The following is a 13771-nucleotide window of genomic DNA, read 5'->3' as shown; positions in this document are numbered from 1 at the left end:
ATGTTACAGATGTTTTTTGAATTTATTCTAAAAAATAAAATGTCATTCAAAAAGTTAAGGATTTTCAAATGACATTTTTATCTAGCGATTTATTGATAATATTATAATAAATACGTCGAGACATTTCCTCCTTTTTTGATAAAATCTTCTTTCAATTCATCAAAAAGTTCTTGGTTAATAGCCTTTGTTGTTCCTTCTAAAATATATGTTGTATATCCCAATGCTAAAGCATCTTTTGCTGTGTAATATACACAATAATCTGCTGCTAAGCCGCAAATGTATACACTCGTTATATTATGATCTTTTAAGAATCCATTTAGCCCTGTTGGATTCTTTTTATTCACATCAAAAAAAGCACTATACGAATCAACTTCTGGATTCATACCTTTTCGGATGATTGCACTTATTTTATTTTGCTTGATATCTTTGTGTATTTCTGCTCCTTTAGTGCCTTGTACACAATGATCTGGCCACAAAACTTGACGATTTCCACCTAATTCGATTACATCAAAAGGTTGTTTATCTGTGTGTTGCGAAGCAAAACTTTTGTGATTTGCCGGATGCCAATCTTGTGTTGCCACAACAACATCATACTTTTCTTGCAATTTATTTATGCGTTCGATAATTTTATCTCCATCATTCACAGCCAACGAACCTCCTGGTAAAAAATCGTACTGCATATCTACGATGATTAAAGCTTTCATAGTATTTTATTTCTTAAGATTAATTTAGAATTAAATATAAGTTTTATAATATGAAATTGAACCAATTTTTATGAAAATTAATCGAATTTTAAGAAACCTTAATCTCGTTTATTTACGCCAGAATTTCTCATTTCTTCGAAACGTGAGCGTTGTTCTTGCATCAATTTATCAAATTCTGTTTGCGAAATAGCACCTTTATCTTTTGGTTTTTCGATTGGTTTTGTATTTGTTGATGTTTTGATATCTGTCAAAGAAATAAATTTAGAGCCTTTAAACATGCCTCTGTTAATCTCTGTTTGTACTTCTGCAATTAAACCTGGTAATCCCCAATAATTTTCTGGACCAGTTTTATATTTCAAAGTTGGAATGTACCAAACTGTTGTCTGAACGCTATCAATAATAGCAGTTGCTTTTTTGGCTTCGTTTCCTAAAATTGTTTTTGTTTCGCGCGTTAATTTCCAATCAAAATTTTGCAAAGAATCTTTTATAACATAGCTTTTTCCCATCATGTTTTGTTCCTTTAAGAGCAAATGGTTTGTACTATTTTTATAAATATTATCTCCATTCATCGACATCATTCGCATTCCGCCTCTCATTCCTCTAGAACCTTGACTTTGATCGTTTGATATTTTTTCAACCATTTTATACAACGATTCATCACCCAAAATAGTCAACTTAGCTTCTTGCGGCTCTTGAATATTTTTCTTGAATTGCTCTTGCATTTCTTTTGGCATCGTACGTCCATTACCGCCACTAGGAGGTTGAAATGTAAAATCGTCTGGTAAAATGATACGTGTTGTGTACGAAACTTCTACTTTTTCTTGTTGCGCAAAGGCTGAAAAACTAAATAGTAAAACAAAAATTGAAATTATTTTTTTCATTTTAAATGTGCTTATAGTTCTTAGACAAGAAATTGTATGAAATGTTTAACGATTGATAAAAAATATTTTCTTTAATCCTTACTCACACCTTCAGACCTCATTTCTTTGAAACGTTCCATCTGTTTTTTAGCCAACTCTTCGAATTCCTTTTCTGTAATTACATTTTTTTCCTTAGGTTTTTCAATTGGCTTCATGTCCGGGACTTCTTTCACTTCAGTTGCTCTAATTGTTGTGTTGCCAAATGATTTTTTTTCTGATTTCGAATTATTAATAATTTCTAATTCCAAAATTAAACCAGGTAAACCATTGTAAATTCCAGGTCCATCTTTTATGGCTATACTCGGCGCATACCAAGCAACTAAAGATTTTGTACTATCAATAATTGCAGTTGCTTTTTTGACATCAAAACCAATTAATTTTTTAGTTTCACGCGTTAATTGCCATTTGTATTCGGTTAATTTATCTTTTATTAAATACGATTTATCCATCAAATTAGCGCTTTTCGAATATTCCTTTTTTGATAGATCTTTTACAATTCCATTTCCTCCACCAGAAAAACTCACAGACATAGAAAAGCCTCCATTACCTTGACCATTGCTAATTTTTTCAATTTTTTTATACGTAGATAAATTATCATTAATTATTAGTTTAAAATCTTTAGGTTCCGACAGGCTCTTATACATATTGTCATAAAAGTCTTTTGGTAAATTAACTGAACCAGAAGTTTCAACTTTCATGTTTTTCTTTAACTCATCTACATTAATATCAGTAGTTTCTTGATAATTCACTTCAAGTTTTTGTGCAAAAGAAGTTGTTAGAAAAGAACATAATGTAAAGATTGTCAATATTTTTTTCATTGTAGTTTGATTTGTTCTACAATGATAGTAAAAGATTTTATTTCTACAATAATAAACTTAAAAAATTATAGAAATTTTAAGAAATAATTTAATATTTGAAGATAGATTATTTTAAATCCTTAAAGTACTGACGTTTTTGTATGAAATACTGAAATGGCAATAATTCTTTATCTGAATAATTTTTTATTTGATTTTGTTGACGCTTTTTATACATTTTTATAAAACCAAAATAAAAATGCATATGTGATAAGAAAACAGCCCAAACATGTGGAAGTCCTTGTTTGGGTAAAAAGGCAACAGCAGCAATTCCATCCATTGAAAGACGTGTGAAAAGCATCGGAAAAAGTTTGTTTGCAGGTAGATTTTTAAGCATCATCCACAAACTATTTCGGTAATTTAGATACCATTTTTTTGGATTGGATTTATCCAAAGTTGCACCGCCCAAATGATAAACAGTTGATTCTCCACAATAATAAATTTTTCGCCCAGCATTGTTTAATCGCCAACACAAATCGATTTCTTCCATATGTGCAAAGAATTCTTCGTCAAAACCATTTTGTTCAAAGAAATCTTTTTTTCGGATGAATAAACTTGCACCCGTAGCCCAAAAAATTTGTGTGGTGTCGTTGTATTGTCCATTGTCTTTTTCTAAAGTTGAAAAAACACGTCCTCGACAAAATGGATAACCAAATTTATCAATAAAACCTCCTCCTGCACCGGCATATTCAAAATACTCTTTGTTTTTGTAGTCTAATATTTTGGGTTGAATAGCCGCAATATCAGAATTATTATCGAATAACTTTTCAATTGGTTCTATCCAATTCTCAGTTACTTCGACATCCGAATTTAATAAACAGAAATATTCTACATCAATTTGTTTTAAACCTTCGTTATAGCCTTGTGCAAAACCATAATTTCCTTTGTTCTGAATGATTTTGACAGAAGGAAACTGAGTTGTCAACAATTCGATAGAGTTGTCAGTCGACGCATTATCAATTACATAAATTGTTGCGTTTTTAGAATTGTTAATAACCGAAGGTAAAAATTGAGGCAATAATTTTTCGCCATTCCAATTTAGGATTGCAATTGCTGTTTTCATGAATATTTAAAATTACAAATCGGCATATTTCCAACGTTTGTGGCTCCAAAGCCAATTATCTGGATGTTGTTGAATGGTTTGTTCTAAATGATGAAAAAATTGATGAACAATTTCATTTTCTTCAAATTTTTCTTGTTGAGGTTGTAGTCGAATAAAAGTTGTGTGATAATGACCGCGTTTTATCTTTTCGGTTTGACAAAAGACAACAGCCATATCTTTGCGGCGTGCAATTTTATCAAAACCATTAAAAACGGGAGTTCTCTGATTGAGAAAATCAATAAAATAATGAACAGCCGATTGTTTTGGACTTTGATCTGCGACAAATAAATAGGCTAATTCTCCATCATTTGGAGCTTTCATCATAAAACGCAACACATCTTTCATGTCCAATGCTTTTGTTCCGAAACGCCCACGCATAGCGTTGATTTTATCGTTCCAAAAAGGATTTCTAATTTTATGGTAGACAGCTGCACTTTCTTTTGTTGGTAAATGTTTTACCGTTCCAATAAACCATTCCCAATTGAAAATATGCCCACACATCATCATGACATCTCGTTTTTCATTTTTTATTTCATTAAAAATGTCGAGATTAGAATATGTAAATCGTTTGTCCAATTCTTCTTGAGAAATAGAAAAACTTTTTAAGGTTTCAACCAAATAATCACAAAAATTAGCATAGAATTTCTTGTGAATAGTTTTGATTTCTTCCTGAGATTTTTCGGGAAAAGAGTTTTCTAAATTTGTTCTAATGACACGTCTTCTATAACCAATAACTGTGTATAGCAGAAAGAACAGAAAATCCGAGAATTTGTATAAAACCGAAAGAGGTAAACGTGAAATTTGATAAATTATGAAATAAAAAATGCTATTCATTTGACAAACAAATAAGCGACAAATTTACGAATTAAATTTGTTCGTTGCTTGCCAAATTGCATCTTTCGGAACTGGAGCTACAATTGTCATTTCTTCTTTTTTGACAGGATGTTCAAATGTAATGCGATGAGCGTGCAAACAAATGCTTCCGTCAGGATTAGAACGTTTAGCGCCGTATTTCAAATCGCCTTTGATAGGAGAACCAACAGAAGAAAGTTGCGCGCGAATTTGATGTGAACGACCTGTAAATAACTTCACTTCGACACAATGAAAAGAATCTAAAGCGCCTAAATAAGTGTATTCTAAAATTGCTTTTTTTGCATCAGCAGTAGGTTTAGAATAAACTGTTGTTTTATTATTTTTAGGATTTTTCTTTAGATAATGTTCTAAACGTTCAAAATCTTTTGGCGGTTTGCTTTGTACAATAGCACGGTAAACTTTGTCAATATTTCGTTTCTGAAACATTTCGTTCATTCGTGTTAAAGCTTTCGAAGTTTTAGCAAAAATCAACACACCAGAAGTTGGACGATCCAAGCGATGCACCAACCCTAAGAAAACATTTCCAGGTTTGTTATCGCGTTCTTTTATATAGTCCTTTAGACTATCGATAAGTGGAATGTCGCCTGTTTCGTCTCCTTGTGCTAATTCACCCGCTTTTTTGTTAATAATTAACAAATGATTATCTTCGAATAAAATTTCTGGATTCATGTTATTGAGAATAAGGTTTAGACTTAGAGAAAGTCAACCTAATTAATTAGAATTTATTTAATTTTTAATGCTTTTTTGAGTTTATTAATCTCAAAAATTGTAGCATTTAATTCTTCAAGAAGAAGATTTATTGTGTTTTCGTTAAAATATCCAACTTTCTGTCCATAATACAAATGAGATTTTGTTTCGAAAGCCGAACCTTTTGCGATTTCATAATATTTAACTTTATCATTAATACTAGATTTGCCAAAACCTTCAGCAATATTTGCTGAAATACTTTCTGCAGAACGTCTTATTTGTGATGTTAACCCATAATCTTCTGTTCGAGGTAAATTTGAACTTAACTCAAAAACTTGAACAGCGATATTCATTGCTTTTATCCAAATTGGCATTTCTGTGAAATCGTGATAAGGCATGTGGTAAGTTTAAGGTTTAGACTAAGATTAAGTTTAGAAAGAGGTTAAGATTGAGTTTTGTCTTTTCCTCAATCTCAACCTTAACCTTAATTTCTAATATTGTTCATTCGCATTTGGAAAGTCGCCCGATTTTACATCAGCAACATATTGTCCAATTGCTTGGTGAATTTGATCTTCTAAGTTTAAATATTTACGAACAAATTTTGGTTTGAATTCGTTGTTTAATCCCAACATATCATGTACAACTAAAACTTGTCCGTCGCAACCAGCTCCTGCTCCAATTCCAATTGTAGGGATATTAACAGAGGCTGTTACTTTAGCAGCTAAATCAGCTGGAATTTTTTCCATTACTAATGAAAAACATCCTAATTCTTCTAATAATTTAGCATCGCTAATTAATTTTTCTGCTTCCGCATCTTCTTTTGCACGTACTTTATACGAACCAAATTGGTAAATAGATTGTGGCGTAAGACCTAAGTGTCCCATAACAGGAATACCAGCATTTACGATACGACGAATAGATTCTTCGATTTCTTTCCCTCCTTCTAATTTGATTGCATGTGCACCAGATTCTTTCATGATTCGAACTGAAGATTCTAAAGCTTTTTGTGGGTCAGATTGATAAGTACCAAAAGGTAAATCAACTACAACTAAAGCGCGTTTTGCTCCACGAACGACACATTGTGCATGGTATATCATTTGATCCAAAGTAATTGGCAAAGTAGTTTCGTGACCAGCCATTACATTAGCCGCAGAATCACCAACTAAAATAACTTCAGTTCCAGCCGCATCTACAAGCGAAGCGATTGTAAAATCGTAAGCCGTTAACATCGAAATTTTTTCTCCGGTAAATTTCATGTTACGCACAGTTTCGGTAGTGATACGTTTGATTTCTTTATTTACAGACATTACGTTTATATTTTTAACTTTTGTAAAGTTAATTTGAATATTAAAACAGAACTAATTTTGACTGATATTTTTTCCAGTTTGACAAATGAAGAACTAGATAATCGGTTCGTTGAAAATGAAATAACAATTTTTACAGTTTTATAAACGTAAATAAGCTTGTCTATTTGCTCATTTTTAGTAAATTGGTATTCGAATTGAGAGAATTTCACTAAATTTGTTCTCTTAAACTAATTTTAAATAACCATAAATGAAAATAGCAATAGTGGGAACAGGCTACGTTGGCTTGTCTAACGCAATTTTATTAGCTCAGCATAATGAGGTAGTGGCGTTAGATGTTGTTCCAGAAAAGATTGCAATGCTCAATGCAAAAAAATCTCCAATTGAAGATAAAGAAATTATAGATTTTTTGCTGAATAAAGAACTTAATTTTCTTGCGACTTTAGACAAAGAAACTGCCTATGCAAAGGCAGAATATGTGATTGTAGCAACGCCTACAGATTACGATCCAAAAACAAATTATTTTAATACATCAAGCGTAGAATCGGTTATAAAGGATGTTAAACAATTTAATCCGAATGCTGTAGTTATTATAAAATCGACAGTTCCAGTTGGTTTTGTTGAAGATTTAAAATCACGATTAGACTATCAAAATATTATTTTTTCTCCTGAATTTTTGCGAGAAGGAAAAGCTTTATACGACAATTTGTATCCATCAAGAATTATTATTGGTGAACAAAGTGAAAGAGCAGAAGTTTTTGCGAATTTGTTAAAAGAAGGAGCAATTAAGGAAGATATTCCGACGTTGTTTACACATTCAACTGAAGCAGAGGCAATCAAATTATTTTCGAATACCTATTTAGCATTGCGTGTCGCTTATTTTAATGAGTTAGATAGTTATGCGCAAACATTCAATTTAGATAGTAAACAAATTATCGAAGGGGTTGGTTTGGATCCTCGTATCGGTTCGCATTACAACAATCCATCGTTTGGTTATGGTGGTTATTGTTTGCCAAAAGATACGAAGCAATTATTGGCTAATTATGATGCAGTTCCGAATAATATTATTCAAGCAATTGTTGATGCAAACAGAACGCGAAAAGATTTTATTGCAGATTCTATCATCGCTAAAAATCCTAAGAAAGTTGGTGTTTATCGCTTGATTATGAAATCAGGTTCAGATAATTTTAGAGCATCTGCGATTCAAGGAGTAATGAAACGAATCAAAGCAAAAGGAATTGAAGTGGTGGTTTATGAACCAGTTCTGAAAGAAGATTCTTTCTTTGGATCGAAAGTGATGAATGATTTTGAAGCTTTTAAACAAGAATGTGATGTGATTATCTCGAATCGAAATGCACCTGAATTAGCTGATGTGAAAGAGAAAGTTTATACGCGCGATTTGTTTGGAAACGATTAAAAATAACAACTAAAATACTATGAAAACTATTTTAATTACAGGTGGGGCTGGATTTATCGGATCTCACGTTGTAAGAGAATTTGTCTTGAAATATCCTGAAACGAAGATTATCAACCTTGATGCGTTGACATATGCAGGAAATTTAGAGAATTTGAAAGATATCGAAAGTAAATCAAATTACGAATTCGTAAAAGCTGATATTACGGATGCAAAACATATTTTAGAGGTTTTTGAAAAGCATCAACCAGATGGTGTTATTCATTTAGCTGCCGAATCTCACGTGGATCGTTCAATTACAAATCCGTTAGATTTTGTGATGACAAATGTGATTGGTACAGTGAATTTGTTGAATGCTGCAAAAGCGATTTGGAACAATAATTTCGAAGGAAAGCGTTTTCATCATGTTTCGACAGATGAGGTTTTTGGAGCTTTAGGAGATGAAGGGTTTTTTACAGAAGAAACGTCTTATGATCCGCATTCACCATATTCGGCATCAAAAGCATCTTCGGATCATTTTGTAAGAGCATATCATGATACGTACGGTTTACCAATTGTGATGACGAATTGCTCAAACAATTACGGACCAAATCATTTCCCAGAAAAATTAATTCCGTTATGTATTCATAATATTCTGAATGGAAATCCACTTCCAATTTATGGAGATGGAAAATATACGCGCGATTGGTTATTTGTGATCGATCATGCCAAAGCGATTGATTTAGTTTTCCATGAAGGGAAAAATGGAGGTTCTTACAATGTAGGAGGTTTCAACGAATGGAAAAACATCGATTTGGTGAAAGAATTGTGCAAGCAAATGGATGAAAAATTAGGGAAAGAAGCAGGAACTTCTGAACAATTAATCACCTTTGTTAAAGATCGTCCAGGTCACGATTTACGTTATGCAATTGATGCAACAAAAATCAACGAAGAATTAGGCTGGAAACCAAGTGTGACGTTTGAGCAAGGTTTGAGTCTAACTATCGATTGGTTTTTATCAAACAAAGAATGGTTAGATAATGTAACGTCTGGTGATTACCAAAATTATTACGAAAAACAATATAATTAAATAGTTTTAGGTTCTGAAAAAAGAACCTAAAATTTTAAACAACCTAAATTTATTTATTTTATGAGTTTAAACTCAGAAACAAGTCAAAGTTGGTCTAACGTAATTACTTCAAAAAATAGTTTATTTTCTTTAAATTTAAAAGAAGTTTGGCGTTACCGAGATTTGGTTTATATGTTAGTGAAGCGTGATTTTATTACGTCTTTCAAACAAACTATTTTAGGGCCTATTTGGTTTTTTATCAATCCGATTCTTACAACAGTAATGTTTGTTATTATTTTTGGAAGAGTGGCAGGTTTATCAACTGATGGGACTCCAATGTTTGCTTTTTATTTAGCAGGAAATATATTGTGGAATTATTTTTCTTCTTGTCTTACAGGAACAGCTTCAGTATTTAGAGGGAATGCTTCTATTTTTGGAAAAGTCTACTTTCCTCGTTTGGTCATGCCGCTTTCTGTTGTAACGTCTAACTTAATGCGATTCGGTGTTCAGTTCACATTATTTATTATAGTTGTGTTGTATTATTATTTTACTGGAGCATCTATTGAACCAAATATGTGGTTATTAGCAACACCATTTTTAATTATTTTAATGGCTGCATTTGCACTAGGAACAGGAATGATTTTATCATCTTTGACAACGAAATATCAAGATGTGAATATGTTATTAGGTTTTGGAGTTTCATTGGCAATGTACGCGACACCAGTAATTATGCCTTTATCATCTTTTCCTGATAAATACAGATGGTTGGTAGAACTAAATCCTCTAACGGGAATATTTGAATGTTTCAAATATGGATTTTTAGGTAAAGGAGATTTTACAATTGGCTTATTAGGTTATTCAACGTTGGTGATTTGTGTTCTTCTAGTAATAGGAACATTGATTTTCAATAAAGTTGAAAAATCATTTATGGATACTGTTTAATTTTTAAGAATTTAATTATGTCAAAAAATATAGTTTTAGATGTTGAAAATGTTTCGAAGCAGTATCGTTTAGGTGAAGTTGGAACAGGAACATTGCAACATGATATTAAACGATGGTGGGCGAATATAAGAGGAAAAGAAGATCCTTATCTTAAAATTGGCGAAACCAACGATAGAACACAGAAAGGAGATTCGGATTATGTATGGGCTTTAAAAGATATTAATTTTCAAGTAGAGCAAGGACAGGCTGTAGGGATTATTGGTCGTAATGGAGCAGGTAAATCAACCTTATTGAAATTACTTTCTCGTGTAACCAAACCAACTACGGGTTCTATCAAATACAAAGGTCGTATCGCTTCGTTGTTAGAAGTGGGTACTGGCTTTCACCCAGAAATGACGGGTCGTGAAAATATTTATTTGAACGGTGCTATTCTTGGAATGACACGAAAAGAAATCACCCGCAAATTTGATGAAATTGTAGATTTCGCAGGTGTAGAACGTTATATTGACACTCCTGTTAAACGTTATTCATCAGGAATGTATGTTCGTTTAGCATTTGCTGTTGCAGCACATTTAGAGTCTGAAATTCTGATAGTTGATGAGGTGCTTGCCGTTGGTGATGCCGAGTTTCAAAAGAAATGTTTAGGAAAAATGGGTGATGTAACCAAAGGAGAAGGTAGAACAGTTCTTTTTGTTAGTCATAATATTTCTTCAGTAAAGCAGTTATGTAATTATGGTATTTATATGAAAAATGGATTAATTTCTCAAACAGGTGAAATTGAAGAAATAATAAATATTTATTTAAGTGATTTTAACAACAAGAACTCTGTTTTTAAAACAAAAGTTCAGAGAAATGAATTAATTTATTTTAAAGAAGTTAAGATTCTTAATGAATTAAATATACCAACAGCTATTTTTGATTACGATGATAAAATAATAATTGAAGTTAATATTGAAAATTTATCTATTATAACTGATAGTAAATTATTTATTACAGTAAATGATTTATTTGAAAATAGAATTTTTTCTTCAGAAACTAATATTATAAAAGATAAAGATAGATATGTGCTAGAAATTGAATCTAAATTTTTAGCTGTAGGAAACTATAATTTAACATTATTTATTCATATACCAAAATTAAAAAGATATGATGAAATTAACAATGTATGTCATTTTGAAGTAATTGATACAAAATCACCTTTTTTAATACATGGTAGTTATAATCATGGAATTGTATATAATAAATCTAATTGGAAATAATGAAATTAAAATTTATAAAATCAAATCAAATAGTTATTAATAATGCAGAACTATTTAAAATACATTTAGCAGAAAAATATCTGGAAAATGAATTTTATAAGAATACGGAATTTTTAACAAATTCAGAATTATCCAAATTATATAAAAGAACCGATATAATTAATTTTATTTTATCTCAATTTGATCAACCTACGACTTATTTAGAAATAGGTGTAAGAAGAAGAGAAGATAATTTTAATTTAATTAATTCTGATATTAAATACAGTGTAGACCCTGGATTTGAAGATGAATTAAATGATGTTGATTTTAAAGTAACAAGTGATATTTTTTTTGATGGATTGGATAATAATACTTTTTTAGATAAAAATATAAGATTTGATGTAATATTTATAGATGGATTACATTTGGCTGAACAAGTTGAAAAAGATATTTATAATTCATTAAGATATCTAAAAGATGATGGGTTTATAATAATGCACGATTGTAATCCACCAACTGAGTTTCACGCTTCTGAAAATTATGATTTTAAATTATCACCATCAAAAGGATTTTGGAATGGAACAACCTGGAAAAGTTTTTTTAAAAATAGATTAAGAAATGATATCTCTTCATGTTGTATTGATACTGATTGGGGAGTTGGAATTATTTCAAAAACAAAAAAAATGGGAGAACCTACAAATGTTTATAATCCTTTTTTTGAATATAAAATTTTTGAAAAATTTAGAAAAGAAAGTTTAAACCTTATTTCTTTTGAAGATTTTAAAAAAATGTTTAATTCAAAAAGTTGAGCTTAAATATTGAAATAGTTTTGGGATGAGTAATAAAAATTAAGGTGTTTATTTAGATTTTATTAAAAAGGTTTATGAAAAAACAAATAATAATAATTCCGATCTATAAAATTCAATTAACAGCTGAAGAGGTTATTTCATTAAAGCAATGTTTTAAAATACTAGGGAATCATACAATTAAATTTGTAGCGCCTGTGGGTTTGAATACCTCATCTTACGAAAGTATCTTACAGAAAAGTATTGAGGTAGAATATTTTGATGCAATATTTTTCGAAAATATCTCAGGTTATAATAAGTTAATGCTATCTTTAGATTTTTATAGACGTTTCGAATCTTTTGCTTATATGTTAGTTTACCAGCTAGATTGTTACGTATTTAGAGATGAACTTGCATTTTGGTGTAATAAAGGATTTGACTATATAGGTGCTCCGTGGTTAGAGAAATCTTACTACATAAAAACTCGAAGCGAAAAATTAAAGTTTTTAATTAGAAGGTTTTTCAATTTGAAAATGAATAAGTATTTCAATAAAGATATTTTAGTATATCAAGTAGGAAACGGAGGATTTTCATTGAGAAAAATTAATAAATTTATTTATACTCTTCAACATACTAATCCTAAAATAATTAATAAATTCAAAGAAAGTAATGATCCAATGGCATTATTTAATGAAGATGTCTTTTGGAGTTTTGAAGCAAAGAATATAAAAAAACCAAAATATAAAACAGCATGTAAGTTTGCTTTAGATCTTGGAGCTGATATTGGACTAAGACTAAATAATGGTGAATTACCTTTTGGATGCCATGCTTGGAATAAAAAGTATTATTATTGGAATAAATATATTAAAAATGAAAGTTCTAATCACTTCACAATATAACTCCCAAAACACTTATGTTAAAGATATTGTTGATGAGCTAAATAATGATGTTGAAATAGTAACAGAAGCGCAAAATTTTTGGACATCTAATATCCGATTTGATATTATTCATATTCAGTGGCCAGAAGAATTGTTTTCTTGGAGAAGAATTGAAGAAAGTGATTTACATGTATTAGAAAGTAGATTAAGTTATCACAAACAGAACGGAAGCAAATTAGTAGTTACCTTACATAATGCTTTACCACATCGGCGACATGCATTAGATCAGAAATTATATGAACTGGTATACAATGTTGCTGATGCTATTGTTAATTTAGGCGAGTTTAGCACGCGTTTATATCCGCATAAAAGAAACGTAATTATTCAGCACCCTAATTACGCGAAATACTATAATGTGAAACCTAAAGAAACAAATAGAAATATATTCTTAAGTTTTGGTGCAATCAGGAAGAAAGAAGAAGAGCAATTGATTGTAGATGCTTTTATTAAAGCAGCTATCAAGAATTCTCAATTAATTGTTTGTAATTCTATTATAGGTAAAAATCCATACACTCATCTTAAAAAAGACATTTTGAAGATGTATGCCTATAATTTTAGGTTAAAAAAATATACGCAAAAAAACATTGTTTTTATTCCGAAATATTTGTCAGATCAAGAGGTGGAAACTTATTTTAATCAAGCTAAAGTTATCATTAGTCCTCGAATTGACAATCTCAATTCTGGTGTAATCTATATGGGTTATACGTTTGGTAAAGTTGTCGTAGGTGCGGCAAAAGGGAATATGAAAGAAGTTTTGGAGCAAAATAACAATCCGACTTATCAACCCAATGATTTTAACTCTGTAGTGGAAGCCTTGCGACAAGCTCTTGTAAATAAAGAAAGTGCCAAGTTAAATGAAGATTATTCGTTAACCTTTTGCAACCCCAAACAAATTGCACAACAGCATTTAGATTTATACACGAGTATTTTAAAGCTAAGCTAAACTATAACCTAAGTAGGTA

The 13771-nt window shown here is 30.7% G+C and carries 15 protein-coding genes; 7 read left to right on the top strand and 8 right to left on the bottom strand.

Features of this window, described 5'->3' with window-relative positions:
- Positions 1-101: 101 nt before the first annotated feature.
- The 8 genes from pncA to panB form a co-directional block, all read right to left on the bottom strand.
- Positions 102-704 (bottom strand): bifunctional nicotinamidase/pyrazinamidase, encoded by a 603-nt coding sequence (pncA, locus tag N5E64_RS00940; RefSeq protein ID WP_280035291.1) that lies wholly within the window; start codon positions 702-704, stop codon positions 102-104.
- A 98-nt stretch (positions 705-802) separates the two neighbouring features.
- Positions 803-1585: a GLPGLI family protein gene (locus N5E64_RS00935; RefSeq protein WP_280035288.1), complete on the bottom strand. Its 783-nt coding sequence runs from the start codon at positions 1583-1585 to the stop codon at positions 803-805.
- 71 nt (positions 1586-1656) lie between these two features.
- The gene (locus N5E64_RS00930; protein WP_125349422.1) at positions 1657-2442 is read right to left on the bottom strand and encodes a GLPGLI family protein; all 786 of its coding nucleotides are present in this window, start codon (positions 2440-2442) and stop codon (positions 1657-1659) included.
- Positions 2443-2548: 106 nt separating this feature from the next.
- Complete coding sequence (locus N5E64_RS00925) at positions 2549-3541, bottom strand: glycosyltransferase family 2 protein (RefSeq protein ID WP_280035286.1); 993 nt, start codon at positions 3539-3541, stop codon at positions 2549-2551.
- Positions 3542-3553: 12 nt separating this feature from the next.
- Positions 3554-4414: a lipid A biosynthesis acyltransferase gene (locus N5E64_RS00920; protein ID WP_280035283.1), complete on the bottom strand. Its 861-nt coding sequence runs from the start codon at positions 4412-4414 to the stop codon at positions 3554-3556.
- A gap of 24 nt (positions 4415-4438) precedes the next feature.
- Positions 4439-5122: an RluA family pseudouridine synthase gene (locus N5E64_RS00915; protein ID WP_114998884.1), complete on the bottom strand. Its 684-nt coding sequence runs from the start codon at positions 5120-5122 to the stop codon at positions 4439-4441.
- Positions 5123-5175: 53 nt separating this feature from the next.
- The gene (locus N5E64_RS00910) at positions 5176-5538 is read right to left on the bottom strand and encodes a four helix bundle protein (RefSeq protein ID WP_180905832.1); all 363 of its coding nucleotides are present in this window, start codon (positions 5536-5538) and stop codon (positions 5176-5178) included.
- Between the two features lie 93 nt (positions 5539-5631).
- On the bottom strand, positions 5632-6447 hold the full coding sequence (gene panB / locus N5E64_RS00905) for a 3-methyl-2-oxobutanoate hydroxymethyltransferase (protein ID WP_125349417.1): 816 nt from the start codon (positions 6445-6447) through the stop codon (positions 5632-5634).
- A 247-nt stretch (positions 6448-6694) separates the two neighbouring features.
- Here panB and N5E64_RS00900 point away from each other — a divergent pair, with 247 nt between their 5' ends.
- From N5E64_RS00900 to N5E64_RS00870, 7 genes are all read left to right on the top strand, one after another.
- Positions 6695-7861, top strand: a complete 1167-nt coding sequence (locus tag N5E64_RS00900) for a nucleotide sugar dehydrogenase (protein WP_280035275.1) — start codon at positions 6695-6697, stop codon at positions 7859-7861.
- 19 nt (positions 7862-7880) lie between these two features.
- On the top strand, positions 7881-8927 hold the full coding sequence (rfbB, locus tag N5E64_RS00895; protein WP_219033746.1) for a dTDP-glucose 4,6-dehydratase: 1047 nt from the start codon (positions 7881-7883) through the stop codon (positions 8925-8927).
- 60 nt (positions 8928-8987) lie between these two features.
- Positions 8988-9848 carry an ABC transporter permease gene (locus N5E64_RS00890; RefSeq protein ID WP_280035269.1) on the top strand — a complete coding sequence of 287 codons (861 nt, stop codon included), beginning with the start codon at positions 8988-8990 and terminating at the stop codon, positions 9846-9848.
- Positions 9849-9865: 17 nt separating this feature from the next.
- A complete protein-coding gene (locus N5E64_RS00885; protein WP_280035267.1) occupies positions 9866-11107 on the top strand; it encodes an ABC transporter ATP-binding protein in 1242 nt (413 codons plus the stop codon).
- On the top strand, positions 11107-11895 hold the full coding sequence (locus tag N5E64_RS00880) for a class I SAM-dependent methyltransferase (protein ID WP_280035265.1): 789 nt from the start codon (positions 11107-11109) through the stop codon (positions 11893-11895). Before N5E64_RS00885 ends, N5E64_RS00880 begins: the two co-directional genes overlap by 1 nt.
- A gap of 74 nt (positions 11896-11969) precedes the next feature.
- A complete protein-coding gene (locus tag N5E64_RS00875; protein WP_280035262.1) occupies positions 11970-12770 on the top strand; it encodes a DUF5672 family protein in 801 nt (266 codons plus the stop codon).
- Entirely contained in the window at positions 12742-13752 is a 1011-nt protein-coding gene (locus tag N5E64_RS00870) for a glycosyltransferase (protein WP_280035259.1), read from the top strand. Before N5E64_RS00875 ends, N5E64_RS00870 begins: the two co-directional genes overlap by 29 nt.
- Positions 13753-13771: the final 19 nt, after the last annotated feature.

The organism is Empedobacter sp. GD03739 (genome assembly GCF_029843245.1).
Taxonomy (GTDB): domain Bacteria; phylum Bacteroidota; class Bacteroidia; order Flavobacteriales; family Weeksellaceae; genus Empedobacter; species Empedobacter falsenii_B.
This window is presented reverse-complemented; position numbering and strand designations above follow the sequence as displayed.